The organism is Nodosilinea sp. FACHB-141 (assembly GCF_014696135.1).
In the GTDB taxonomy this organism is placed as follows: Bacteria; Cyanobacteriota; Cyanobacteriia; order Phormidesmidales; family Phormidesmidaceae; genus Nodosilinea.
Map to the genome: position 1 here is coordinate 25250 of NZ_JACJPP010000010.1, position 25483 is coordinate 50732.

A 25483-nucleotide genomic window follows, 5' to 3' on the forward strand; every position below is an offset into this window, starting at 1 on the left:
AATAAACTTAATGTATGGCCATTGGCCTAGACGGCCGTGAGCACGGCGGGGAGCGATCGCACCAATCCCTCTAGCGAACTCCGCAGGCGCGCTTCCAAATCGGGGTCGTGAAACTCAATGCCGCCCGTCTCTAGCCGCTGAAATTGCGTATCGACTAGATACACGCCCTGGAGAATGTGGGTAGCGCCGAGCACCCCCAGCACCGGGTTGAGGGCGTAGTCGATCGCCAGCAAATGCGCCAAAGTTCCTCCAGTGGCGATCGGCAAAACCGGCTTGCCCACCAGCACCTTTTGAGGCAGCAGGTCGAGAAAGGCTTTGAGAATGCCGGTGTAAGCCGCTTTGTAAACGGGGGTAGAAATAATCACCGCATCGGCGGCAGCAACCTGGGCCGATGCCGCACTGATCGCCGTACTGTCAAACCTGGCGTGGAGCAAATCTTCGGCGGGCAGATCGCGCACCAGCAGAATCTCTAGCTCAACCCCCTGGGTTTTCAAAATTTTCTGCGCCTCTTCCAGCACCGCGTAGGAGCGGGAGGGATGGGAGGGGCTACCGGCGATCGCAACAACTTTTGTCATACCTAAACCTCAAAAAAATTTGGACAATGAACGCTAACTTTCGGCTGTTTCCATCCCCCCACCCCCTACCCCTCTACCAACTTCACAGCTCCACCAAATCCAGCTCTGGCGTCAGATCGAGATCACCAATCAGCTGCTCCTTTAACCGCTGAAACTCGAGACTGGTGCGGCGACGGGGGCGGGGCAAATCCACCACCAGCTCGCGGTGAATGCGGCCTGGGTGCGGCCGCAGCACGATGATGCGATCGCTCAGCACCAGCGCCTCCTCAACATCGTGGGTGACCAGCAGCAGAGTGGGATGGTCTTCAGCCCAAATATCCAGCAGGTGGTCTTGCAGCTGGGTGCGGGTAAAGGCATCGAGGGCGCTGAAGGGCTCATCGAGCAGCAGCAGGTTGGGCTGGGTGACCAGGGCGCGGGCGATCGCCACCCGCTGCGCCATCCCTCCCGAAAGCTGTCGCGGCAGGGCCTCGGCAAAATTGGTTAGATGTACTTTCTGCAACACCTGCGCGGTGCGCCACTGTTGCTCTAGCCGGGGCAAATCTTTGAGGCCAAACTGAATATTCTCGGCCACCGTCAGCCAGGGCATCAGCCGAGCCTCTTGAAAAATCAGCCCCACCTTTGGGTGCGGAGCGGTAATGACCTCCCCGTCGATCAACGCCGCCCCCAGGGTGGGAAAATCTAGCCCCGCAACAATACGCAGCAGCGTGCTCTTGCCGCACCCACTGGTGCCCACCAGGCTGACCACTTCCCCCGGTTTGATCGCCAGATCAATGCCCTCTAGGGCCAGTAGGCCGTTGTCGAATTGCTTGTGGACGTTCTCGATGTAAAGCATGGGCGAGGGTGGAGAGGGTGGATGGGTAGGGGGTGGATGGGTGGGAGGGTGATGGGGTAAGGCTGTAGGGGTTTAAGTTTTGAATTAGGAACTTTGAGTTTTGAGTTAGGAACTTTGAGTTTTGAGTTAGGAACTAAAAACTTAAAATTCAAAACTTTTGTCATCCTCTTGCTCCATAGGAGTCCTGCCAGTACAGCAGGCGCTGACTGATCGCCGACAGTCCTGAATCGGTGAGTTTTCCTAGCAGCGCAAACAGCACAATGCTGGCGATGATCACGGCGGGACGGCCGGTGGTTTGGCCGTCGATCAGCAGGTAGCCCAGTCCCTGGCTGGCTCCCATGAGTTCGGCGGCGACCACAAACATCCAGCCCAGCCCTAAACCATTGCGGAGCCCGACTAAGTAAGCTGGCAGCGTAGCGGGGAGGAATACCCGGCGCACGAGCTGGAGCTGGCTGAGGCGATAGATTTTGCCGACCTCTACCAACTTGCGATCGACTCCCTGAATGCCGCTCATCAGGTTGAGGTAAACCGGGAAGAACACCCCCACCGCAATCAGCGTCACCTTCGAGCTTTCATAAATGCCCAGCCAGAGAATAAACAGCGGCACCCAGGCGATCGAGGGGATGTTGCGCAGGGCCTGCAACAGCGGGTCTAAATAGGCATGGGCCGTGCGGGAGTAGCCCGTCAGTGCCCCCAGCACCGTCGCCACCAGGGTGCCAATGCCAAACCCGAGCACGACTCGGTAAAGGGTAATGCCCACGTGACGCAACAGCTCGCCGCTGCGGGCCATCGTCAAAATGGTCTGCAACACCGTCGTGGGGGCAGGCAGCAGATTGGGGGCTACTAGCCCGAGCCGAGAGAGCAGTTCCCAAGCGACTACCAGTGCGATCGGCAGTAGCCAGCCCTGGAGAGAGCGAGGAATGGCGAGGCGCTGTTTGGTCGGGCGACGGAGGGAGAGGGAGGACATTGGAGTGGATAGTGGAGGGTGAGGGGTGGATGGGTAGGGGGTAAGGGGTGGATGGTAGGGGGGTGAGGGTAGAGGGTGAAGCAGATTTCACTACTCATCCACTCCCTGCTCATCTACTCATCTACCCCCTACCCTCCTTCCACCGAGTGAATCGCCGACACGAGTCGCTGCCGTAGGCGGATAAACTCCGGCATGGTGCGCAAGTCGCTAATGCTCATGGATTTGAGCACGTCGCGGAAGGGGTTGGAAATTTGCTGGACGATACGGCCGGGGTGAGCATGCATTACGACGATGCGGGTGGCCAAAATCATGGCTTCTTCGACATCGTGGGTGATGAAAAAGATGGTTTTTTGAGTCTGCTGCCAGATTTTGTGCAGGTGCATCTGCATCAATTCGCGGGTGAGGGCGTCGAGGGCACCGAAGGGCTCATCCATAAGCACAACTCGGGGAGTAGCGGCTAGGGTGCGGGCGATCGCGGCTCGCTGCTGCATACCTCCAGAGAGCTGATGGGGCAGACGCTGGCTGGCCTCGGTGAGTCCCACCAAGTCAAGATAGTATGCAACTCGCTGTCTGAGAGTGAAGTCGGGTTCGCCCTGCATTTTAGGGCCAAAGCCCACGTTGTCGGCAATGGAGAGCCAGGGCAGCAGGTTGGGTCGCTGAAACACAACTCCCACTTCGGCAGTGGGGGCGCTGTGAGATTTGCCGCCAATATAAACCGCCCCGGCAGTGGGGGGCTGATAGCCCGCCAGCACCCGCAGCAGCGAAGTTTTGCCGCAGCCCGATGACCCCAGCACGCAGACAAAATCCCCGGCAATGAGGTCGAGGTTAATGTTTTGCAGGGCCTCGACCCGCTGAGCCCCATGACCAAAATGCAGGTTAATATCCCGTAGGGCCACGACGACATCTTGAGACAAAGACGGGCTTTGAGTAGTAACTGGGCTGGTGGTGCGGCTAGAAAACGCCATGGTTGGTTGCCTTAAGACTTGAGGGTGTCGTTGCGCAGGTGTTGCTGAAAGGTAGTGATATCGGCGGCCCGATCAATCGCTTTTTGCTTCACCAAAAATTCGGCAGAATCTTTCAGCACATCGGCAAAGTCACCAGGCTGGTCGGGAGTGCCCAAAAACTTCGCGTCAGCCTGCTCTGCGGAAGTGAGCCAGATGATGCCCTTAGAGCTGGCCAGCGATTCTTCTGGCGTCAAACCCAACTCTTTGGCTAGGGCCTCAGCCGCTTCATCAGGGTTGGCGCGATAAAACTCCACCGCTTCATCCAGCACGGCGATGTACTGGCGCAGCGCATCGGTATGGTTTTGGGCAAAGTCTTTGTGCACTAGGCCCACGTCGGCGGTGAGTACGCCGCGATCGGCCAAATCTGCAGAGGTCGTAAGAATCTGGCCGCCATCGCTGACCAGTCGGGTGAGGTGAGGCTCCCACACGTAGGCGGCATCAATATCGCCCCGCTGCCAAGCAGCCACCAAATCCTGGGGCTGCAGGTCGAGCAGCGTGAGACTGGCTGAGTCAACGCCGTCTTGCCCCAGCAGAGCCAGCAGGCTGAAGTGGGTGGTAGAGCCAAAGGGTACCGCCACCTTCTTGCCCGCCAAATCCTTTGTGCTGGCGATGCCGTCGCGCACCGCTAGCGCCTCGGCATCGCCGATCACGTCGTGAATGAAATACACCTCATAGGGCAACCCCTGGGAAATGCCGACGGCCACAGGCACCGACCCCGCCAGCCCAAAATCAATGCCGTTAGCGGCAAAGGCGGTGTTGACATCCCGCCCCGAGTCAAAGCTGGAGTACTGAACCTTGCTGTTGGGAAAGGCTTTTTCGGTCAAGCCCAGGGCCTTGGCTAACAGCTCAGCGTTGGGAATTACCTGGTAACCGATGCGAATTGTTGCCGGAGCCGCGACGCCGGAGCTACCCTCAGCATTCGCCGAATCAGCGGCGCTATCAGTCGGAGTGGTAGTGGTGGGCGCGCAGCTTGCCGCAATCAGCGGCAGGCTGACACCGGCTAAGCCGTAGAGAAAATGGCGTCGTCTGAGGGGCATGGCGTGTGTCCTTTTTGAGGGGTAGGGGGTGGATGGGTGGGAGAGTGAATGGGTGGGTGGATGGGTGAGGGGTAGGGGAGTAAATTCAAAACTTAAAATTCAAAATTCAAAACTTACTCCCTACCCATCTACCCCCACTCCCCACCCCCTACTCCCTACCCACCCAGGTCAGGTGCGATCGCATCACCCAGCGCAGCAGCCAGTCCAACGCCACGGCGATGCCGCCCATGATGAAAATGCCGACAAAGATGACATCGCTGCGCAGGAATTTGCTGGCGTCGAGCACCATCCAGCCGATGCCGGAGACGGCGGCGACCATTTCGGCGGCGACCAGGGTGGTGTAGGCAAAGCCGATCGCGGTGCGTAGCCCAGTGAATAGATCTGGCAGCACCGAGGGAAAGATCACATAGCGAAAGATTTGCCAGCGGTTGGCCCCCAAAGATTGGGAGCCGAGAATGCGATCGCGGGGCACCCGCTGCACCCCCGCCACCGCCGCAATAAATAGTGGTGCAAAGGCCGCTAAAAAGAGCAGAGCAATCTTCGAGGCATTCTCAATGCCCAGCCAGATTACCAGCAGGGTGTAGTAGGCCAGGGGCGGCAGGGGGCGATAGAACTCGATCAGCGGCTCAACTACGGCTCGCAGTTTGTCAAAGGCTCCGCAGGCCATACCCAACGGCACCGCAATCAGCACCGCCAAAACCAGCGCTACCCCCAACCGATAGAGGCTTTCCCAAATGTGAAAGAGCAGCGGCACGCCTTTGTAGCCATTCACCACAATGTCCACAAAGGCTTTCAACACTGCCTCTGGGGTCGGCAAAAATAACGGACTCACCCAGCCTGCGTGGCTCGCCACCCACCACAACCCCAGCACCGTTGCCACCGAGGCCAGAGAAATCCAGCCGTCACCAGCCAACCACCGCCGCCGAATGGGGCGGGCTGAGGTGATTGAGGTTGGGGAGGCGGGAGAAATCATTGGGGTGGGGGGTGGATGGGTCAGGGGGTGGGGGAGAGAAGTGTTGAGTGTTTAGTTTTGAGTGCTTAATTCAAGGCATAAACTCAAAACTCAAAATCCAAAACTTAAAACTTTCTTCCTACCGGGCTGCGACTTTTTCGATAAATTGCGGATCGACTAGAGAATCTACGACGGCGTTCACGTCGGTGTTAGCGGGCACTACACCGCTCTTTTTCAGCACGTCTCCGGCGGCGGCGATAGTGTCTTTGTGGACGGTGCCAATCACGCTATTTGACAGGTCGGTGCGCTCAAGCTGTTTGGCGGCCACATTTTTCTCGAGCCCTGCTGCTTCGGCCAGAATCAATTCGAGTTCTGCCGGGTTTTCGAGGGACCACTGCCGGGCTTTTTCGTAGGCGGCTAGCACGCGCTCTACGTAGGCGGGGTGGGTGTTGGCAAACTCTTCTCGCACGTTGAGAAAGCCGTAGGTGTTGAGGTCGGGGTTGCGGAAGAAGAGTTTAGACCCCTGCTCTAGCTCGGTTTTGGCCATGTGGGGGTCAAGGCCAGCCCAGGCATCGACATCGCCGCGCTCTAGGGCTGTTCTGCCATCGGCGTGCTGCAGCTGCACGACTTCGAGATCGCTTTCAGAGAGCCCGACTTGGTCGAGGGCGCGCAGCAAGAAAATGTGGGGGTCGGTGCCCTTGGTGGCGGCGACCTTTTTGCCTTTCAGGTCTTCGACTTTGCTGATGCCGGTGTCGGGGCGGGTGACCAGGGCCGTCCACTCAGGTTTGGAGTAGATGTAGACCGACTTGATCGGGTTGCCGTTGGCTTTGCCCAGCAGAGCAGCGGCCCCGGCGGTAGAGCCAAAGTCAATGCTGCGGCTGTTGAGCAGTTCTAGGGCTTTGTTGCTGCCCTGGCTTTGCACCCATTCCACGTTGACGTTGTCTTTGGCCAGGTCTTCTTCTAGCCAGCCTTTGGCTTTGAGCACTAGGCTAACGGGGTTGTAGTAGGCAAAATCGATTCGCACCGCGCTGGGCGCTGCGGCAGCGGTAGCCCCTGAACTAGTGGCGTTGCTGCTGGGAGAGGGTTGGGCGCAACCGTTCAGCACCGCTATGCAAAAGGCGGTAGTGATGGCTAACATGCCTCGCAGCCACTGCCGCCTACCCACCCGGCTGAGGGGACGAATCTGTAGGGGCGAAAATCGAAGACTACGGAAACGGAGCATTGCTATACCTACGCTGAGTCAAAAAGGAAAACGAATTAGAAAATGCCGAGGCTGAGAAATGAATTCTCGGCAGTAGAGCTAGCGCTACCCCTAGCGGAAGAGTTGGTCGTACTCGGGGCCGACTTGCCAACCGAAGGCTTTGGTGAGTCGGTTAGAAAGGCCAAACTGGGCGGCAATTTCAGCGGCTTCGAGGATGGCGCGATCGCTCAATCCGACCGCCCTTAATGGCTCTAGCTCTGATGGATCTAGGTCGCGGGCGAGCTGACTGATTAGCACCGCAAAGTCAGCCAGGGCTTGCTCGCGCGGGGTCAGCTCCAGATTTTCGCGATTGGTCACCAGGTCATCGGCAAAGGCGGCATCGCCGGTCACTTCTCGCAGCGCCGCTTTGTGGGTGGTGACGCAAGATTGACAGTGGTTGGTGGCGGAAGAAACGACGGCAATAATTTCGCGCTCTTTGGCAGAGAGTTCGCCTTCGCCATACATCAGCTCGCGGTAGTAGTTGAACCACAGCCGCAGGTGCTCAGGAATCAGCGAAAACCCTTTGAAGTAGGGATGCACCAGGCCAAGCTTTTTCCGCTGATCGGCGAAGATGGCCTGAATATCGGCGGGCAAGCTGGCCTCATCAGGCACGTTCAGCCAGGAGGTGGGGTTAGCTGAGGACAGGGTTGGGGCGGGTGGAGTGAGGGATTGAGTCATGGGAAGTTTCCTGAATGGGTAGGGTTAGGAATATTGGGTGGGGGTGGGGTAGACGCCGTTGAGGAACCAGTTGCCGGTGTCGCGCAGCTTGTAGTCGGCGGGGTCGTGGAGGGTGAAGGTGCGCAGGTCGCGCCAGTAGCGATCGAACCCGTATGCGGTGGCGGTGGCGCGGCTGCCGGTGACTTCAAAAATGCGATTGGCAATTTCTAGCCCTACTTTGCTGGCGAAGGCTTTGGCGGCTCCGACCCGCACCGCCACTTCTCCCCGCTCCTCGTGGGTGAGGGCATCGCCTTTGTCCCAGGCGGCCTGGACCAGTGGGGCCACGCTAGCGGCCAGTTGGTTGGCGGCCTCTAGTTGCACCCACAGATCGCCGTAGTGGTGTAGCACGTAGGGGTCGAGGGTGATGCCGCTGACCCCAGAGGTGATCCAGGGTCGGCTTTTGGCTTGGGTATATTGGCGGGCGGCCTGGAGCGCGGCTTCGGCAATGCCCAGGTAGACGTGGGTTTTGCCAAGCTGGGCCACGGGGCCGGGCAGGGTGGCAAAGGCCCCTTCAGGATCGGGGGCGGGGCCATAGATTTCGTCGGGTGCCACCCACACGTTATTGAAGCTGAGGCTGTTGCTGGCGGTGCGGCGCTGGCCAACATTGTCCCAGTCGTCCTGGATGGTGACGCCCTCGCGATCGCTCGGAATTGCCAAAAACAAGGGCAGCTCAACGCCGTCTTGCACCGCCGAAAACACCCAGCGATCGGCGGCAGGAATGCCGGTACCAAACCCCTTTTCGCCATTCAGCCGAAAGCCCTCGCCGTCGGGGGTAAGCTTGAGCCGCTCGTCGCGGGTGTTGATGGCGTTGCCCCAAAACCACTGGTGCTGGGCGGTGCCGCGATAGTCGCGCTCTTTTTGCGCCACGGTGCCGAGGGAATGGGCCAGGGTGACGAGGCCGATGTGGTTGACGTAGAGCTGGCCAATGGAGCCATCGGCTTTAGCAAGTTCTTTGACCACCTGATATAGGGTGACTAAATCGGCTCCGGCCCCGCCGTATTCCTGGGGCACAACGAGGGACAACAGGCCGAGGTCTCGCAGGCGAGACACTTCTAACGTAGGGATGCCGGCGGTGCGATCGCGCTCCACCGCACTAGCCGCTAGCTCCTGAGCCAGGGTCGCAGCGGTGGCGAGAATGCTGGATTGGTCGAGACGTTCGAGGACGGGCATGGGGGTGAGGGGGTAGGGGGTGGATGGGTAGGGAGTGGATGGGTAGGGAGTGGATGGGTAGGGGGTAGATGGGTAGGCGGGTGCGCAAGCAACTAACTCATCCACCCGTCCACTCATCTACTCCCCACCTAACTCGCTGGAGCAGGTACCTTATCGTTGGCCATAATCTCGCCAAGGGGGCTGACGTAGCGGCTGGGGGCTGCCGTGGGCAGGTTCTCCAGGGGCAGTTTGGGAAATACGAGTTCGGCGAAGCGGTAGGCTTCTTCGAGGTGGGGGTAGCCGGAGAAGATAAAGGTGTCGATGCCGAGGTTGATGTATTCCTGCATGCGTTGGGCGACGGTGTCGGGGTCGCCGACTAGGGCGGTGCCGGCGCCGCCGCGCACCAGGCCGACGCCGGCCCAGAGATTTGGGCTAATCTCGAGGCTGTCGCGGCGGCCGCCGTGGAGGGCGACCATGCGGCGCTGGCCTTCGGAGTCGGCGTGGGCTAGGGCCTTTTGAGCGGCGGCGATGGTGTCGTCATCTAGATAGCGAATCAGGTCGTTGGCGGCATCCCAGGCTTGGGAAGTGGTTTCGCGTACGATGACGTGAAGGCGAATGCCGAAGCGCAGGGTGCGCCCGTGGGCTTCAGCCAGCTGGCGCACTTCGGCAATCTTTTCGGCGACTTGGGCGGGGGGTTCGCCCCAGGTGAGGTACAGGTCTACGTGCTTGGCGGCAATTTCTTTTGCGATCGGCGAAGAACCGCCAAAATACAGTGGTGGGTAGGGGTCTTGCACGGGGGGAAACAGCAGCTTTGCGCCTTTCACTGTCAGGTGCTGGCCCTCAAAATCCACGACTTCCTGCTGCATGACGCCGCGCCAGACTTCGAGAAACTCGTCGGTGAGTTCGTAGCGCTGTTGCTTGTCGAGGTGCAAGCCGTCGCCTGCCAGCTCGTAGGGGTCGCCGCCAGTGACAACGTTGACCAACAGTCGGCCATTGGAGATGCGATCGAAGGTCGCTGCCATGCGGGCCGCCATGCCGGGAGAAGAAATGCCGGGACGAATCGCCACTAGGAACTTCATGCGCTTGGTGGCTGCGATCAATGAGGCGGCGGTGATCCAGGCGTCTTCGCAGGATTTGCCGGTGGGCAGCAGCGCCCCAGCGTAGCCCAGCTGATCGATCGCACCCGCCAGCTGCCGTAGATAGTCGGCGGTGATGGCGCGCCCCCCTACAGCGGTGCCCAGATAGCGGCCGTCGCCGTGGGTCGGTATAAACCAGTGAATGTCGAGGCTCATAGCAATGAAAAACGCAGAGAGAACAACGAAGAGAAAAGACGTAGGAGAGAGTCAGAAGCGCATGCGCAGCGTTAGAGCTGTATCGGCCCTACGTCAAGCTTGAGTGCCCTAGTGAGCATCACCTAGCCGTTCCAAATGACGGTGGAGACATCAATTTCTTTGGGAATCAGCTGTAGCTCGTAGAAGGTGTCGGCAATATCTTGCTGGTAGGTCACCACCTCGTCGGTGATGGGCTGAATGCCGTAGCCGCGCCGACTTTCCACCAGATCCAGCACGTCGGTAGGAATGCCCAGCTCGTTGGACAAAAATTTGGAGACCTCGGCCGGGTTTTCTTTGGCAAAGGTGCTGATGGTTTCAGCCTCTTCTAAAACCGCTTTAAGCACGTCGGGCTGGCTATCGGCAAAAGATTTGGTGGCGAGATAGAAGCCTCGGTTGCGGGCGATACCTTTGCCGTCGCGCAGCGTTCTGGCTCCCAGCTGCTTTTCTGCTGCTCCCTGGAAGGGATCCCAGATCACCCAGGCATCGACGCTATTTTGCTCGAAAGCCGAGCGGGCATCGCCGGGGGGCAGGTAGGCAGTCTCGACGTCGCTGTACTGCAAACCCGCTTCTTCTAGGGCTTTGACCAGCAGATAGTGGACGTTGGAACCCTTGTTGAGGGCAACTTTTTTACCCTTTAGCTCGGCGACGCTCTTAATGGGCGAATCTTTCTGCACAAGGATGGCTTCGGCAAGCGAACCAACGTCTTCCCAGGCGACGTAGACCAGGGGAGCATCGGCGGCTTGGGCAAAGATCGGCGGGGTTTCGCCCGTGTAGGCAACGTCGATGCTGCCCACGTTGAGGGCTTCGAGCATTTGAGGACCAGCGGCAAACTCATTCCAGGTGATGGGGAAAGCCTCGGCCTCAAAGCGCTTTTCGAGGAGTTTTTGGTTCTTGAGCAGATTCAGCACGGTGGATGACTTTTGGTAGCCCACCCGCAACTGCTTAGTGGCAGCGGGGGCGGCACCACCTGCACTGGCCTGGGTCGCGCCGGTCTCGGCTAGAGGCGCAGACTCGCTGCTGCAGGCCCCTACGGCCCCGGCCAAGGCCATGCCCCCCAAGAACATGCCACCTCGGCGCAGAAACCGGCGGCGAGAGGTTGACCCCCACAACGCTGAGGTTTGGGCCTGGCTATGGGAGTGGTTATAGCGAGGCGCAATCTGCAAAGACTTTTCAAACTCCGTCTTTTCAAAATTCATGGGTGGGCTCAACTTTGGTGAATGGCAATGGGGAGTTAGGCGAGGAGGTTGGCAGCAGGCCGCTTCAGCCGGGCCGAGGCAGCTGAGCTGGGGGTCCAGATCACGTCTTGCACACGCACCGCTTTGGGAATCAGCTCTAGCTCATAGAAGGCGTCGGCAATGCGCTGCTGCTCTGCGATCGCATCGGCCTGTACCGGGTCAAAAATCCAGCTGCGGCGGCGGGTCACCACATCTAAAATCTCTGGCTCCAGGCCGGTGATGGGGGCCAGCACCTCCACCACCTCGGCGGGGCTGTTGTCGGCCCACTGGGCAACTTCAGCGGTATCTTCGAGCAGGGCCACCAGTAGCGCTTCGTTGTCGGCTACAAAGGCTTTGGAGGCCAAGAAAAACTCGCGGTTGGGGGCTAGCTCTTCCCCGGTAGTTAGGGTGCGCGCCCCCACCTGTTTTTCTGAGGCCGCATAGAAGGGGTCCCAAATGCCCCAGGCATCGATGTTGTTTTGCTCAAAGGCGGAGCGGGCGTCGGCGGGGGTGAGGTTCACCGGCTCAATATCTGACCAGGCCAACCCGGCTTTTTTGAGCGCCTGCACCACCAAAAAGTGAGCGCTGGAGCCGCGCTGAAAGCCCACTTTTTTGCCCTTGAGATCGGCCAGGGTTTGCACCGGTGAATCGGCCTGCACCACAACGGCCGAACTCTTGGGTCGGGGTGCGCCGCTACCGACATAAAAAAAGGGCGTATCCGCCGCCTGGGCGAAAATCGGTGGGGCATCGCCGGTGCGGCCAATGTCGATGCTGCCGACGTTCAAAGCCTCCAGCAGGGGCGGCCCCGACTGAAACTCAATCCACTCGACGCGGGTGCCGAAGGTTTTTAGCCGCTCCTCTAGCCCGCCCCGCGCTTTGATCAAAATGAACGGGTCGAACTTTTGGTGGCCAATGCGTAGCACCTTAGCCTTGGCTTCAGTGGCGGCGGGCTGAGGTTCGGTGCTGGTGGTAGAGTCGCTACTACAGGCGGTGACCGCTGCGCTCAACCCCATGCCGCTGGCAAATAGATAGGCAAACGACTTTAGCGACTGTCGTCGGGTAAGCCCCCAAGCTCTAGGGCGATGCTGTGCCATGGCTGTGCCTCCACAAATGATCTGTTCCTGGCGCGGACCTGACCTTGCAGCAATTGCACAAAGCCGAAGCCAACCCAGGAAACTACGGTAAGTCGGTAGAAATACCGCTGTTTGCTGGCGCAGTATGGCATGGGGGCTGAGTGAAGTTCAAGTAAACTCAGTTACAAATGAAATTAAATTTCATTCAATATTTTGATCGAGTTGAAACGTTGGGTATAAAGCTTTGGGTGCAAGGCATGGTTGGCAAAAGACTTACCGGTGTCTGAGCTCTGCCAAATCTGGATGTATTGCCGCAGTTGATTTAGTTAGGACACTTTGACAGGCGAAATCCTCTGGTAGGGGCATTGCACTGCAATGCCCCTACGTCGAACCTGTCCTAAATGTGGGTGTTTGTAATGGTGAAGTTAGGCTAGGACCGTTCAATAGATAAAGGGAAAAGGGCATTCCTGCTTAAGGAGTGAGATGGAGCGGTAAGCCGTCCTGGAAGACCAACAGTTCACCGGGCTGAATGGGGGTCCAGGCCTCGTTGTCGGTCAAAGAAGTGGTGGCGATGACGGCAACGCGATCGCTCGGGGTGGTCAGCTCTTGAAAATCCACCGTAATGTCTTCGTCGATCAGGTGGGCGGCGGCGAAGGGAGCTTGGCGCACGATGTAGCAGAGCTTGGTGGAGCAGTGGGCAAAGCAGTGTTCACCATCCGACAGCAGATAGTTGAAGATGCCGTGGGGGGCGATCGCTGCCGTGATTTCTCGCAGAGCCAGGTACAGGTCTTGAATGGGGGGTTTGCGATCGGGGAACCGCTGCCGAATGTGGTTGAGCATGAGGCAAAAGGCCTGCTCGCTGTCAGTTTGCCCCACCGCGCGGTAGATGCCCTGGTGGTCAAAGGGCAGCGTCGGCAGGTCGCCGTTGTGAGCAAACACCCAGTAGCGCCCCCACAGTTCTCGCTTGAAGGGGTGGCAGTTTTCTAGCTTGACTGGCCCGATGGTGGCCTTGCGAATGTGGGCAATCACATTCATCGATTTGATCGGGTACTGCCGAATGAAGGCGGCCACGGGCGATGAGCTAGACGGGTTGTCGTCGAGAAACACCCGACAGCCTAGGCCTTCAAAAAAGGCAATGCCCCAGCCGTCTTTGTGGTCGTCGGTTTTGCCCCCGCGCGCGCAAAACCCCTCAAAGGAGAAGCAGATATCCGTGGGCACATTGCAGTTCATCCCCAACAGCTGGCACATAATGACGTATCTTCACGAATCTTTCAGTAGCTCTAAGGCTACCTCCGTTACCTCTGCGATCGATACGTCACCAATAAACAACGCCTTGGGGTGGCATTAATCTTCATATGTAATTGCAGTCGCCATAAAATGGCGGGCTGGGGTTAGTGGCTAATCGACCTGATCCAGCAATCGGTACTCTCTGATCAACTGCCTAGCCAGGGTTTTGTAGCCCATCTGATCAAACAAAATCACGATCTTGTCGCCCTCATAGCGCATCACCGTGCCCTCGCCCCATGTTCGGTGAACCACGCGGCTGTTCAACGCAAAGGGCTGCCAGGTATCTTCGTCTTCGACCACAATGCCTGCCTGACAGTTATCGCAAAAGCCACAGGGCTGGTCGCGGGTTTCACCAAAGTAGTTGAGCAAATATCCGCGGCGGCAGTCGCGCAGTTCGGCATAGCCTCGCATCATTTCTAGGCGCGATCGCACGTGGTTTTGATGCCGTTCTTGGGCCTCAACGGCGGCCTGAGAAGCTTCCTCCACATCTGCCAAGTCACGGGCAACCACTTCGCCTGTGGGTAAGGTCTCGACGACATCTACCGCCTCCAAATGGCTGAGGGCGGTAGCCACCTTGGTTCGGGAAAGCTCGGTTTTGGCCTGCAAATCCTGCCGCTTGATCGGGTCATCCTGCTCTTGAAGCACAGTGGCCACCTGGGTCACCTGCTCCACATCCACCTGGCCGCCACTGGCCAGAAAGCGTCGAATATTCAGGTCGTCGAGGCAGTAGAACAGCAGCGCAAAGGCTTTTTCGCCATCGCGCCCCGCCCGCCCAATCTCTTGGTAGTAAGAATCGACGGAATCGCTGATGTTGTGGTGAATCACAAAGCGAACATTGGGCTTGTCGATGCCCATGCCGAAGGCGGTAGTGGCGACCATCACCTCGGCTTCGTCGTCCATAAAGGCGGCCTGGGCGGCCTCGCGATCGGCAGCTTTCATGCCAGCGTGGTAGGCGATCGCAGCGACACCGGCTTCCTCTAGCGCCTCAGCTAGCGCCTCGGTATTTTTGCGAGTGGCCGCATAGACAATACCCGGTTTTTTAGCGCGCACTACCTGGTCGATCAGAGCCTCGGTCTTCTCGGCTTCGGTCTCAAAGCGCCGCACCTCTAGCCAAATGTTGGGTCGGTCAAACCCTTGCACCAGCACCTGAGCATCTTGCATGGCCAGGTGTTTGACAATTTCTTCTCGCACCGCCGGGGCGGCTGTGGCCGTTAGGGCCAACACCCTGGGATGGCCGAGGGCATCGATTACCGCGCCCAGCCTGAGGTAGTCGGGCCGAAAGTCATGACCCCACTCGCTGATGCAGTGGGCTTCGTCAACCACAAACAGCGAGGGTTTAGCCGCGCGCAATCGGTCTAGGGTCTCGGGGTTGTTGAACTGTTCGGGTGCCAAAAAGATGAACTCTAGTTCGTCATCGGCCAGCGACTCAAAAGCCGCCTCTCGCCGCGATGCACTCAGGGTAGAGTTGACCGCTGCGGCTTCGCCCACTTCCTGCTCGGCGATCGAGTCTACCTGGTCGCGCTGGAGCGCTATGAGGGGAGAGATCACAACGGTGCAGCCAGAAATCATGGCCCCCGCCAGCTGGTAGATAGCTGATTTTCCTGACCCGGTGGGCATGACGGCTAAGACATCGTGCCCCTCAATCAGGGCGGCGATCGCCTCCTCTTGCCCCTCCCGCAGGTCTGCATAACCGAGCTTTGCCTGCGCCGTCTGACGAATTTTTTCCTTAGACACCGATTTGGGTGGTTGAGCCATGCGGCTTGAAACCTGTTGATAAAAACAATTGAGCCGCTATCTGGCTTGCCATTGCCACTTCAAGTCTGCTGTTTTTAGCTTCTCTTGGCTGAAGTGACAACAGCGATAAAAGGTTCTTGGCGCTTGTGCAATGCGATCGCGCTAGGTCTAGGCCATAGTGCTTTAATCAACCTCACCAATGGCCTTGCTGACATCAGCCGAGGTTTCGAACTCTTCGTCAGGCATTTGCTCTAGGGTGGCGCAAACGTTCTCATTGGCCCCCTGTTGCTTGGCATGGTCGACCACGTCTTGCTTGCTGGCGGGATAGTCCATCCCCTTCAAAAACTTCTGTACCTGGATCGGGTTAACTTTAGCCATTTTCCCTCCTTGAGTAGCAGCGTTGGGTTGTTGGCTGTCCTCAAGCTAATGCCCCCTGCGCTAGAGTTTCCTCTGCCCCAGGTACAACCTCCCATCCGTCCACGGCATCGCTCGGCATAGATGGCAAAAGCAGGAAGCGTCAAGGCGCGCCAGTGTTACCCAGGCGAAGCTGGGCATGTCTGGCGCGCTTGAATCCTGTCGTTTTTCCCTTCAATTAAAAAGCGACGGCCACCAGTCCGTTGTAGGCCGCAGAATCACCTTTGAGGGCGGTGCTATGGGCTCCGCTGGGGCTAACGGGCAGATCGCCAACGACGGTCACCCGCTGCACGCGGCGGGGGTAGTCACCGTAGTCTGCGATCGCATAGTGCTGGGTGGCCCGGTTATCCCAAAAGGCCACGTCGCCCAGTCGCCATTGCCAGCGCACGGTGTTTTCAGGGCGAGTGACATAGCTTTGCAGGGTGCGTAGCAGATCCTCCGACTCGGTTTGGGAAAGCCCTTGAAAACGGCGCACAAAGCCACCGAGCACCAGGGCTCGCTCTCCCGATTCGGGGTGAATGCGCACGACCGGGTGGCGAGTTTCAAACACCGTCGATTCAAACACCGCGCGGTTGTGCTTAAAAAAGTCAGACAGATTCACGGCCCCGGTGCTGTAGTCGTAGGCGTTGCTGTGGATCGCCCAGAGCTGGTCGGCCAGGGTCCGCAGCGGGGCAGGCAAATCTTGATAGGCGGTGACCGTATTGGCCCAAATGGTATCACCGCCCACAGGCGGCAGCTCTACCGCCCGTAAAATTGAACCTAGGGGTGGGCGATCGACGAAGGTGACATCGGTGTGCCAGTAGTTGGCATAGAGATGGTTTTGACCGTAGTGCAGGTCGAGCACCTCGGGGCGCTGCTCTAAGGGTGGCAGGGTCGGGTGGGCGGCGGTGAGGGGGCCAAACCGGCGGGCAAAGGCGATTTGACCCTCTGAGTCAAGCCGCTGCTGGTCGCGGAAGAAAATTACCTTGTGCTCTACGAGGGCCCGTCGCAGGGCTTGAATGGTGTCGTCACTGAGGGCATCGCTGAGGTCTAGGCCAAAAATTTCAGCGCCAATACGCCCGGCAACAGGACGCAGGTTGAGAGATACAAAGCTCATGGCAAGGGAATTGTGAACAACTCGCCGCTAGCACCCACAAATTCGATCGGCCTAATTGGCCCGATCGGCGGTTACGGCGGGCCAAGTATGCCACAGGCTACAGAGAACATAAATTAACTGAATTACAATTGCAAACAAATTACATTTTAATTTGACTGCTCTATGTCATTCTTCAATTCTCCCCCCGCGATCGCCATCATTGGGGCTGGCTTTAGCGGGTCTCTGGTAGCGACTCACCTACTCAAAACAGCCAACCGCCCCCTCGTTGTCAAACTGGTGGAGCGTCGTTCGGAGGTGGGCAAAGGGGTGGCCTACAGCACCACAACCAACGGCCACCTGTTGAATGTTTCGGCAGGGAAGATAAGTGCTTTTCCCGATGAACCAGGCCATCTGCTGCGCTGGCTCAACTACAACCGCAGCGCCCTAACCGGCTTTTTGCCCAAAGATTTTGATGCCAGCACCTTTATTCCTCGACAGGTTTTTGGCCTCTATATCCAATCCATTTTAGAGGAGGCCGAGGCGTCGGCCCCCAGCACTGTGCGGCTAGAGCGGGTAGAAGACGAGGCGGTGGCGATCGCGCCCCAGGGCCAGGGGGCGGTGGTGTCGTTAGCCAGCGGGCAGAGTTTTGCCGCTGACCGGCTGGTGCTGGCGCTGGGAAATGCCCCGGCGGGGGTCGAAACCGACAGCGATCGCCCCTACCTCCGCCACGCCTGGGCAGCGAATGCCCTCGATGACCTGGCCCCCGATGCGCCGGTGCTGCTGGTGGGCACCGGGCTAACCATGGTGGATATGGTGGTGTCGCTGCACAGCCGCCGCCACCGTGGCCCCATCTATGCGCTGTCTCGGCGCGGGCTAGCCCCGTTGCCGCACCAATCGACTTTGCCCTACCCAGCCTTTTTGACCCCAGACATCGCTCCGACTACCCTGCGCGGCCTGACCCAGCGGCTGCGGCGCGAGGTTGAAACAGCCAAGGCTTACGGCTACGACTGGCGAGCAGTGATCGACTCGCTGCGCCCCATCACTCAGGAGCTTTGGCAGCGACTCCCCCGCCCTGAGCAGCGACGTTTTTTGCGCCACCTTAACCCCTACTGGGATGTGCACCGCCACCGGATTGCGCCAACGATTGGCGAGATGCTCAAAGCCTTGCAGCAATCTGGGCAGTTGACGATCGCCGCTGGGCGCATTCTGGGTTACCAAGCCATCCCTGACGGCGTGGCCGTTACCTTTCGTTGTCGTGGATCTCAATTGGAGGAGACGCTCCAGGTGAGCCGCGTGGTCAACTGCACAGGGGTGCAGGCCGACTACCGGCGATCGCTCCAGCCCCTAATCACCAGTCTGCGTCAGCAGCAGCTCATTCGCCCCTGCGATCTGGGCCAGGGCATTGATACCGCCGCTGACGGGGCCGTGCTCGATGCCCAGGGTCGCCGTTCTGCCCTGCTCTATACGTTGGGCACCCCTCGCAAGGGCCAGCTTTGGGAATCTATCGCCGTGCCAGAGCTGCGGGAGCAGGCCCAACGGCTCGCTTCGACGGTGCTGCAATCGCTGCCGGTGCGGGTGCGCCCGCTGCCCACTCGGGTCTACGCCACTTCCCAGCGCGTGGCCTTTGCCCAAGACTGCGGCGAACCTGCCCCTGTACTGCCTCAGTCCACCCTGGTGTTTCGCCAGTTGTTTGACCCGGAGTCAAGCACCTACACCTATCTAATCGCTGATAGCCAAACCCAGGAGGCTGCCCTGGTCGATGCTGTGCTTGAGCGGAGCGATCGCGACCTGCAACTTCTGCAAGACCTGGGTCTGACCCTGCGCTACTGCCTCGAAACTCACATTCACGCCGACCATATCACTGGCGCGGGCAAGCTCAGGCAGCAGACCGGTTGCCAAGTGTTAGTACCCCAAAACGCTGCCCGCTCCGCCGACCACAATCTGGCCGATGGTGAAATACTCACTTTGGGGACAGTGCGACTGGAGGCGATCGCCACCCCAGGGCACACCAGTAGTCATATGGCCTACCTAATCAATAACACCCACTTACTCACAGGCGATGCCCTGCTGATTCGCGGCTGTGGCCGCACTGACCTGCAATCTGGCGATGCCGGCACCCTGTATGACACTGTAACTCAGCGGTTTTTTACCCTGCCTGACACCACCCTGGTCTACCCCGCCCACGATTACCAGGGCCGCACAGTTTCTACCATTGGCGAAGAGAGGCGGCTGAATCCTCGGTTTACCGATGGTCAAGGGCCGGGTTCGGGCTATCGCACCCGCGACCAATTCATCACCTTGATGGCCCACCTGGGTCTGAGTTATCCCAAAAAGATCAATCAGGCTGTGCCTGCCAACGAACACTGCGGCGATTTCATTCCTCCCAGCGATCTAGACGCTAACCCAAATAGTCAGGCAGAGCGCGACCAGACGGAGCAAAACCTGACCACCAATGCCGAAATTTTTGAGGGTTACTTCGCTATGTATATTTGAGGGTTGAGGTAAAGCATTTAGACACCACATTGAGGCTGTAGCTCAAACAACAATTGTTACTAAGCCTTACAAGGCGCTCCATAGCTAATAGCTAAAAGGTGAATTGATTGTAGTTGCAGAAACAAATAAATAGCGATTTAGAGAATTTTTTGTAGTTGCAGAAACAACGGCAATCGCTAAATTTTTTGTAACAAAATAGCCTTCGGTTTTGCTATATAAATAATTCAGGTTGGTTTTGTAAGCAGTCTTTGTCAACTAGAGCTGACGAGGATTCGCTAGGTTCAGCCCATAGGTTTTGTCTAACAATTAATACAAGTGCAGGCAACAGTCTGCACGCCTAGGCTTTGCTTGGACATTTAACTATGCCTGGTTTTTGCGGAGCTTGGGCAAAGTAGTTTAGCCGTAACCTTTGGGTATCAAAACTAACCAATTTACGTATTGATGAAATCAGTCTTTAGGAGATCCGTGTTATGGCCTTTGATGTCTTTTCTAAGGTAGTTTCCCAAGCCGATAGCCGAGGTTCTTACCTTAGTGACGATCAGGTTGATGCGTTGATTAACCTGGTCAAAGACGGCAATAAGCGCGTCGATGCTGTTAACCGCATTACCAGCAATTCGTCAGCCATTGTCGCCAGTGCCGCTCGCGAATTATTTGCTGAGCAGCCTCAGCTCACTGCTCCCGGCGGCAACGCCTATACAAACCGACGGGCAGCAGCCTGCCTGCGCGATTTAGAAATTATTTTGCGCTACGTGACCTACGCTACTTTTGCCGGTGATGCTAGCGTTCTAGAAGATCGCGCCCTCAATGGTCTGCGTGAAACCTACGTGGCTTTAGGTACCCCTGGCGCTTCGGTAGCAGCCGGCATCGAAAAACTCAAAGAAGCTTCCATTCGCATTGTTAACGACCCTGCTAACATCACCCAAGGCGATTGCAGCTCGCTTGTTTCTGAATTGTCGGGATATTTTGATCGGGCGGCGGCGGCGGTAGTCTAGTGCTTTACCCAGCAAAAGTGACAGGTTACGGGCCAGGTTTAGGTACAAAGCGTGAGGCATGCCATGAGCCTTAATCTTTTACACCTTTTGCTCCAGGGGCTCAAATCTAGCTTGCCACGATCAAATTCTGTTTTACCCCTTCACTTATTTACGTTTGAGGTAATTTTTCCATGACAAAAACACCCTTAACCGAGGCGATCAACACTGCCGACTCCCAGGGGCGGTTCTTGAGCAGTGCCGAGTTTCAGGTGGCCTTTGGCCGTTTTCGCCAGGCCGAAAACACCCTAACGGCAGCTAAAACCTTAGCCAGCAAAGCTGACAGCCTAGCCCAGGCCGCCGCTAATGCGGTGTACCAAAAATTTCCCTACACCAACCAATTGCAGGGGCCGAACTACGCCGCTGACGATCGCGGCAAAGCCAAATGTGTACGCGACATCGGCTACTATCTGCGCATTATTAGCTATGGCCTGATCGTAGGTGGCACTGGCCCCATCGATGATTATCTGGTGGCTGGGCTAGCTGAAATCAACAGCACCTTTGAGCTATCGCCCAGTTGGTACATTGAGGCTTTGAAACATATCAAAGCCAACCATGGGCTCAGCGGCGATCCTGCCGTAGAGGTCAATACTTACATTGACTACGTTATTAATGCCCTTAGCTAGGGCATTAATCTAGGCGGCGGGCTCTCCTACCCAAATGCCTGTTTAACAACCAATCTAAATGCGTCAAACAATCATTTGTGTAGCATTCTGACCTGGCCCTGCTCTTTATGGGTCTGCGGTCAAAGTCAGGTGCTACACAGGTGATTTTTTTGTTGGGTGGGGAATAGCAGATGCCCATGATCAACTCGAAGCTTCCTGGCCTGCTATAAACAATAAAGACGGCGGTGGAGCTCGCCAAAACCGCCCTAGGCTGTCGATGCTGAAAGGGCTGATGGCTCCTACTTATTCCGGCTTGGGGCGGAAGGGTAGGGGCTGTGGAGTCTTTTAACCAATGCCCCAGGCCACGTAACCGATTCAACCTGGGCGTGGCGACATGTTAGAAAGCGTGATTTGGATTTTGCTGATGGGCTTTTTCGTCGGGCAAATGGCTCGACGGCTAAAGCTCCCCGCCCTGGTGGGCATGGTGCTGGTGGGTATTTTGCTTGGCCCCCAAATGGGCAATGTAATTAGCCCAGGGGTGTTGGCCGCGGCAGACGAGCTGCGCACCATTGCCGTCATGGTGATTTTGATGAAGGCGGGGCTGGGCCTCGATCGCGACAAGCTGGCCCAGCAGGGGTCGGTGGCGCTGCGGCTGGGGTTTTTGCCCGCCGCCTGTGAGGCGATCGCCATTGCCATTGCCGCTGTGTGGCTATTTCAGTTTGATTTTGCTACTGGGCTACTGCTGGGCTGTGTGCTGGGGGCTGAGTCACCGGCGGTGATTGTGCCTGCTATGCTACGGCTCAAAAGCTTGGGCTGGGGCGTTAAAAAAGGCATTCCCGACGCGATTTTGACGGGCAGCGCCCTCTCGGATGTGCTGCTGCTGCTGGTGTTTAGCCTGCTGCTGGCGTTTTTGACCCAGAATGCGATCGCGGTTACTCTACCCGGCGGTGTCACTCTGAGCCCGCTTCAGCTACTGCCGATTCAAATTATTGCCCAGATTGCCTTGGGGGTATTGCTGGGGTGGCTGACCGCTCATTTGCTGGTGTCGCTGCTGGCCCGGCAAAACTGGACCCAAAACGCAGTGCAGGATGCTCTGGTGACAGCGGGTTTCGCCCTGTTGCTGGTGGTGTTGGCAGAAGATTTTCCGATGTTTTCCGGCTATTTAGCGGTGATGACCGCTGGTTTTTTTCTAGTCGAGCTAGATGCTCCGCTGGCGCGACGGTTGCGAGGTGGCTTCGACAGCCTGTGGACGATTGCCCAGATCATTCTGTTTGTGCTGCTGGGGGCGAGCATTGAGCTCAGCGTGCTGAGTGATACGCTGCTGGTCGGCCTGCTGGTGCTGGCTATTGGCACCCTGGTGGGGCGATCGCTGGGCTGGTATCTGTCTACCCTGGGCAGCAACTGGACCGGTCAGGAACGGTTGTTTTTGCTGCCGGGAAATTCGGCCAAGGCTACGGTGCAGGCGGCGATCGGCGCAATTCCGCTGACCCAGGGGGTCGAGGGTGGCGAGATTATTTTGGCGCTGTCGGCCCTCTCAATTTTGGTGACGGCTCCCCTGGGGGCCTGGGCGATTCCTACCTTTGCCCCGAAATTGCTAGAGCGCGGCGAGGTAGACCCGACCAAGGTTTCGGTGGCCCGCGAGCTTACCCTGCTGGCAGCGGTGGATACGTCATCGCTGGCGACAGGCGTGCTGGCTAAAGCCGCCGAACTCGCCCGCCGCAGCGATGCCAACGTAGTGGTGTTGCACGTGGTGCGAGTTGACGATCCGGCGGTAGTGGAGGAGCTGCGCCAGCGGGTGAGGCAGTGTTTAGCCGACATTCGCCATCGGTTTATCACTACTTCAGGCTCGGTGCCGGAGGAGATTGTGCGGGCTGCCCAAGAGTGTGGCGCGGCTGAGATTGTAGTGGGCAAGCGCGGCGATCGCACCTCAGATAGGGTGCTGGTAGGTTCAGTGTGTCAGGCGGTGTTGGAAACCAGTCTGTTACCAGTTGTTGTGGTTGAAGACAGCGCCTTAGTGCTAGAAGATCGCTGAGTTAGGTACAGAAGGCATTTTAAGGCCGCAAAGTTACGCCAGATCTCGATTCAAATAGCCTCCAAACGTCTGGCGCTGGCAGTAGAGTTCTCCTCCAAACTGGGTTCACCCCATAGAAAGATAACCCTACCGATCTCGGTCGTTACAGTAGGGCCAGACTCTCAATAAGGCGGATATTTCGCTTAGATATTTTCCATGAAGAGTCTGTGCGTTGCAGTGCCAGGATGAGACCCCCTCAAATTGCTTTTTTAAGTGAGAAGGTGACCCTGATTTTTTCCTTTTTACGGCGCTTGCAGATTTTTGTAGAGCAAAAACAAGGGAATCTCTTCCAAGTCGCTCTCCAGGTTTAAGCCAGACCGGCGGCTAGTTTTGTGTATTAGAAACTCGGTTTAGCACAACGGTACGCTGCATTCGTAATTAGTTAAAAGGAGCAGAATCCATGACTATCACCCCTGACCAAATTCCTGCCCAGCACCAAGAGCGCACCCCTGCCCTAGAGTCAGAAATGGTGCCCCGGCCGCAGTATGACGACCCCAATTACAAGGGCAGCGGTAAACTGCAAGACAAAGTTGCCCTAATCACGGGTGGCGACAGTGGTATTGGCCGTTCCGTAGCGGTTTATTACGCCAAAGAAGGGGCCGATGTCGCCATTGTCTATCTCGATGAGCACGACGACGCTAAAGAAACTCAGCAGGCCGTGCAAGACTACGGCCGCCGCTGTTTGCTGCTTCCGGGCGATATTCGCGGTGAGGATTTTTGTCGTGAAGCCGTGCAAAAAACGATTGAGGAGTTTGGCAAGCTTGATATTTTGGTCAACAATGCGGCGGTGCAGTACCAAGAGCCTAGCCTCGATGACATTGATGCGGCCCGACTGGGGGATGTTTTTGCCACCAACATCTTCTCCATGTTTTACTTTGCTAAAGCGGCCACTCCTCACATGAAGCCGGGCAGCTCGATCATCAACACCACCTCGGTTAATGCCTACAAAGGCAACCCCAGCCTGCTGAGCTATTCCACCACCAAAGGGGCGATTTTGGCCTTTACCCGCTCCCTGGCTACCCCCATGTTAGAAAAGGGCATTCGCGTCAACGGCGTCGCCCCCGGCCCGATCTGGACGCCGTTTATCCCCGACGCCTTTTCGGACGATGATGTCGCCAACTTTGGCAAACAGGTACCGATGCAGCGGCCGGGCCAACCCAAGGAAGTCGCGCCTAGCTTTGTCTTTTTGGCCTCTGAAGATGCGTCTTACATGGCGGGTCAGGTGCTGCACCCCAATGGCGGCGTTGTGGTCAACGGATAGGGCAAAGCTAGTGGTAGATCGGATATAAACCCAAGGGAGATGTTGCGATCGCAGCCTCTCCCTTTATAGTGCTCTGGTTAACCCTGGGTTGGGCCAGCAATTGAGGCAAAGGCTATGGCTAATATTCCTGTCGAACCGAGTATTGACAGTACGCTGTGGCTGCTGCGCGACGGCTACAAGTTCATTGGCAACCGGTGCGATCGCATGGGGACCAATATTTTTCAAACCCGGCTGCGGCTTCAAAAAACCATTTGCATGCGAGGCGCGGCCGCGGCTGAAGTGTTCTATGACAACGCCAAATTTTCTCGCAAAAATGCGGCTCCGCCGCGGGCCAAAAAGACCCTGCTGGGCGAAGGCGGCGTGCAAGGGCTAGACGGAGCTAGCCACCGCCAGCGCAAGCAAATTTTCATGGGGTTGATGACCCCTGAGCGGCTACAGCAGCTCAGCGATCTCACCCTGCACCACTGTCGCCAGTATGCGCAACGGTGGCAGCAGCAGGATCAGGTGGTGCTGTTTGAGCAAATCAACGAAATTCTTTGTCGGTCTGTTTGCGAATGGTCGGGGGTGCCTCTACCTGAAACTGATGTTGCCCGGCGCACCCTAGAACTGGGCGCCATGATTGACGGTGTGGGTGGCCTGGGACTGAGATATTTGCGGGGTGTTCAGGCCCGCCAGCGAGTCGAGGCCTGGATTGCAGAGGTGATTGAGCAAGTGCGGTCACAGCAGATTCAGGTGCCTGAGCAGACGGCGTTGGCCGCGTTTGCCCTTCACCGCGACGCCAACGGCAACCGACTAGACACCGCCGTTGCGGCGGTGGATTTGATCAACGTGCTGCGCCCTACTGTGGCCATTGGTCGCTACGTGGTTTTTGCCGCCCTAGCCCTGCATCAGCACCCCCACTGTGCCTCAAAACTTGCAGGTGATGACCCTGACTACACCACTCTATTCACTCAAGAAGTGCGGCGGTTTTACCCGTTCTTTCCCTTCGCTGCGGCGCGCACTTGTCAAGGGTTTGATTGGCAAGAGTATCACTTTCCCAAAGATACGTTGGTATTGCTGGACCTCTACGGCACCAACCACGATGACAACCATTGGCAAGAGCCCGATCGCTTTTGGCCAGAACGATTTAGCCAGTGGCAAGAAAGTGCCTTTGACTTTATTCCTCAGGGAGGCGGCAACTACAACGAAAACCACCGCTGTGCGGGAGAATGGCTGACGATTAAGCTGATGGAGCAGATCCTAAATTTTTTAGTCGATGAGCTTGAGTACGACGTACCGCCGCAAAACCTAGAGGTCAAACTGTCGCGCTTTCCGACGCTGCCGGAAAGCGGTTTTGTGATGGAGAACGTCCGGTTTAAGAACTAGGGACAATTACAGAGGGTAGGGGGCGATCGCTCCGTCCGAGCCCATAGCCTAAACTACCG

22 protein-coding genes and 1 riboswitch are annotated in these 25483 nt (G+C 57.6%); of the genes, 6 read left to right on the forward strand and 16 right to left on the reverse strand.

Going from position 1 to position 25483, the window contains the following annotated elements; all coding sequences use genetic code 11:
* Positions 1 to 26: 26 nt before the first annotated feature.
* The 16 genes from ssuE to H6F59_RS08200 all read right to left on the reverse strand — a co-directional run bounded on the left by ssuE (position 27) and on the right by H6F59_RS08200 (position 16622).
* Positions 27 to 575, reverse strand: coding sequence for an NADPH-dependent FMN reductase (gene ssuE / locus H6F59_RS08125; protein WP_190697528.1), 549 nt, complete (start codon positions 573 to 575; stop codon positions 27 to 29).
* An 82-nt stretch (positions 576 to 657) separates the two neighbouring features.
* Complete coding sequence (locus H6F59_RS08130; protein WP_190697531.1) at positions 658 to 1407, reverse strand: ABC transporter ATP-binding protein; 750 nt, start codon at positions 1405 to 1407, stop codon at positions 658 to 660.
* Between the two features lie 160 nt (positions 1408 to 1567).
* On the reverse strand, positions 1568 to 2374 hold the full coding sequence (locus H6F59_RS08135) for an ABC transporter permease (RefSeq protein ID WP_190697533.1): 807 nt from the start codon (positions 2372 to 2374) through the stop codon (positions 1568 to 1570).
* 128 nt (positions 2375 to 2502) lie between these two features.
* On the reverse strand, positions 2503 to 3339 hold the full coding sequence (locus H6F59_RS08140; RefSeq protein WP_190697537.1) for an ABC transporter ATP-binding protein: 837 nt from the start codon (positions 3337 to 3339) through the stop codon (positions 2503 to 2505).
* 11 nt (positions 3340 to 3350) lie between these two features.
* Complete coding sequence (locus H6F59_RS08145; RefSeq protein ID WP_190697540.1) at positions 3351 to 4415, reverse strand: ABC transporter substrate-binding protein; 1065 nt, start codon at positions 4413 to 4415, stop codon at positions 3351 to 3353.
* Positions 4416 to 4563: 148 nt separating this feature from the next.
* Positions 4564 to 5388 (reverse strand): ABC transporter permease, encoded by an 825-nt coding sequence (locus H6F59_RS08150; RefSeq protein WP_190697542.1) that lies wholly within the window; start codon positions 5386 to 5388, stop codon positions 4564 to 4566.
* A gap of 118 nt (positions 5389 to 5506) precedes the next feature.
* Positions 5507 to 6505: an aliphatic sulfonate ABC transporter substrate-binding protein gene (locus tag H6F59_RS08155; protein WP_190697732.1), complete on the reverse strand. Its 999-nt coding sequence runs from the start codon at positions 6503 to 6505 to the stop codon at positions 5507 to 5509.
* A gap of 174 nt (positions 6506 to 6679) precedes the next feature.
* Positions 6680 to 7285, reverse strand: coding sequence for a peroxidase-related enzyme (locus H6F59_RS08160; RefSeq protein ID WP_190697545.1), 606 nt, complete (start codon positions 7283 to 7285; stop codon positions 6680 to 6682).
* A 24-nt stretch (positions 7286 to 7309) separates the two neighbouring features.
* Complete coding sequence (locus tag H6F59_RS08165) at positions 7310 to 8611, reverse strand: acyl-CoA dehydrogenase family protein (RefSeq protein WP_242021354.1); 1302 nt, start codon at positions 8609 to 8611, stop codon at positions 7310 to 7312.
* 11 nt (positions 8612 to 8622) lie between these two features.
* Positions 8623 to 9765 (reverse strand): FMNH2-dependent alkanesulfonate monooxygenase, encoded by a 1143-nt coding sequence (gene ssuD, locus H6F59_RS08170; protein ID WP_190697549.1) that lies wholly within the window; start codon positions 9763 to 9765, stop codon positions 8623 to 8625.
* 122 nt (positions 9766 to 9887) lie between these two features.
* Positions 9888 to 11000, reverse strand: coding sequence for a sulfonate ABC transporter substrate-binding protein (locus H6F59_RS08175; RefSeq protein ID WP_199325703.1), 1113 nt, complete (start codon positions 10998 to 11000; stop codon positions 9888 to 9890).
* 35 nt (positions 11001 to 11035) lie between these two features.
* Complete coding sequence (locus H6F59_RS08180; protein WP_190697551.1) at positions 11036 to 12112, reverse strand: sulfonate ABC transporter substrate-binding protein; 1077 nt, start codon at positions 12110 to 12112, stop codon at positions 11036 to 11038.
* A 450-nt stretch (positions 12113 to 12562) separates the two neighbouring features.
* Positions 12563 to 13339, reverse strand: a complete 777-nt coding sequence (locus H6F59_RS08185; protein ID WP_190697554.1) for a class II glutamine amidotransferase — start codon at positions 13337 to 13339, stop codon at positions 12563 to 12565.
* Positions 13340 to 13489: 150 nt separating this feature from the next.
* A complete protein-coding gene (locus H6F59_RS08190) occupies positions 13490 to 15133 on the reverse strand; it encodes an ATP-dependent DNA helicase RecQ (RefSeq protein WP_190697557.1) in 1644 nt (547 codons plus the stop codon).
* 162 nt (positions 15134 to 15295) lie between these two features.
* Positions 15296 to 15490: a DUF2795 domain-containing protein gene (locus H6F59_RS08195; RefSeq protein WP_190697560.1), complete on the reverse strand. Its 195-nt coding sequence runs from the start codon at positions 15488 to 15490 to the stop codon at positions 15296 to 15298.
* Between the two features lie 214 nt (positions 15491 to 15704).
* On the reverse strand, positions 15705 to 16622 hold the full coding sequence (locus tag H6F59_RS08200; RefSeq protein WP_190697564.1) for a TauD/TfdA family dioxygenase: 918 nt from the start codon (positions 16620 to 16622) through the stop codon (positions 15705 to 15707).
* A gap of 162 nt (positions 16623 to 16784) precedes the next feature.
* Between H6F59_RS08200 and H6F59_RS26980 the strand changes: the two genes are divergently transcribed.
* The 6 genes from H6F59_RS26980 (at position 16785) to H6F59_RS08230 (ending at position 25424) form a co-directional block, all read left to right on the forward strand.
* Positions 16785 to 19094 (forward strand): FAD/NAD(P)-binding protein, encoded by a 2310-nt coding sequence (locus tag H6F59_RS26980; RefSeq protein WP_190697567.1) that lies wholly within the window; start codon positions 16785 to 16787, stop codon positions 19092 to 19094.
* A gap of 470 nt (positions 19095 to 19564) precedes the next feature.
* Positions 19565 to 20086 (forward strand): phycocyanin subunit beta, encoded by a 522-nt coding sequence (locus H6F59_RS08210; RefSeq protein ID WP_190697570.1) that lies wholly within the window; start codon positions 19565 to 19567, stop codon positions 20084 to 20086.
* Between the two features lie 170 nt (positions 20087 to 20256).
* Entirely contained in the window at positions 20257 to 20748 is a 492-nt protein-coding gene (cpcA, locus tag H6F59_RS08215) for a phycocyanin subunit alpha (protein WP_190697573.1), read from the forward strand.
* A gap of 211 nt (positions 20749 to 20959) precedes the next feature.
* A riboswitch (Fluoride riboswitch) is annotated at positions 20960 to 21036 on the forward strand.
* Positions 21037 to 21121: 85 nt separating this feature from the next.
* Positions 21122 to 22759 (forward strand): sodium:proton antiporter, encoded by a 1638-nt coding sequence (locus H6F59_RS08220; RefSeq protein ID WP_190697576.1) that lies wholly within the window; start codon positions 21122 to 21124, stop codon positions 22757 to 22759.
* Positions 22760 to 23198: 439 nt separating this feature from the next.
* Positions 23199 to 24059, forward strand: coding sequence for an SDR family oxidoreductase (locus tag H6F59_RS08225; RefSeq protein ID WP_190520393.1), 861 nt, complete (start codon positions 23199 to 23201; stop codon positions 24057 to 24059).
* Positions 24060 to 24173: 114 nt separating this feature from the next.
* On the forward strand, positions 24174 to 25424 hold the full coding sequence (locus tag H6F59_RS08230; RefSeq protein WP_190697579.1) for a cytochrome P450: 1251 nt from the start codon (positions 24174 to 24176) through the stop codon (positions 25422 to 25424).
* The last annotated feature ends 59 nt before the right edge of the window (positions 25425 to 25483 follow it).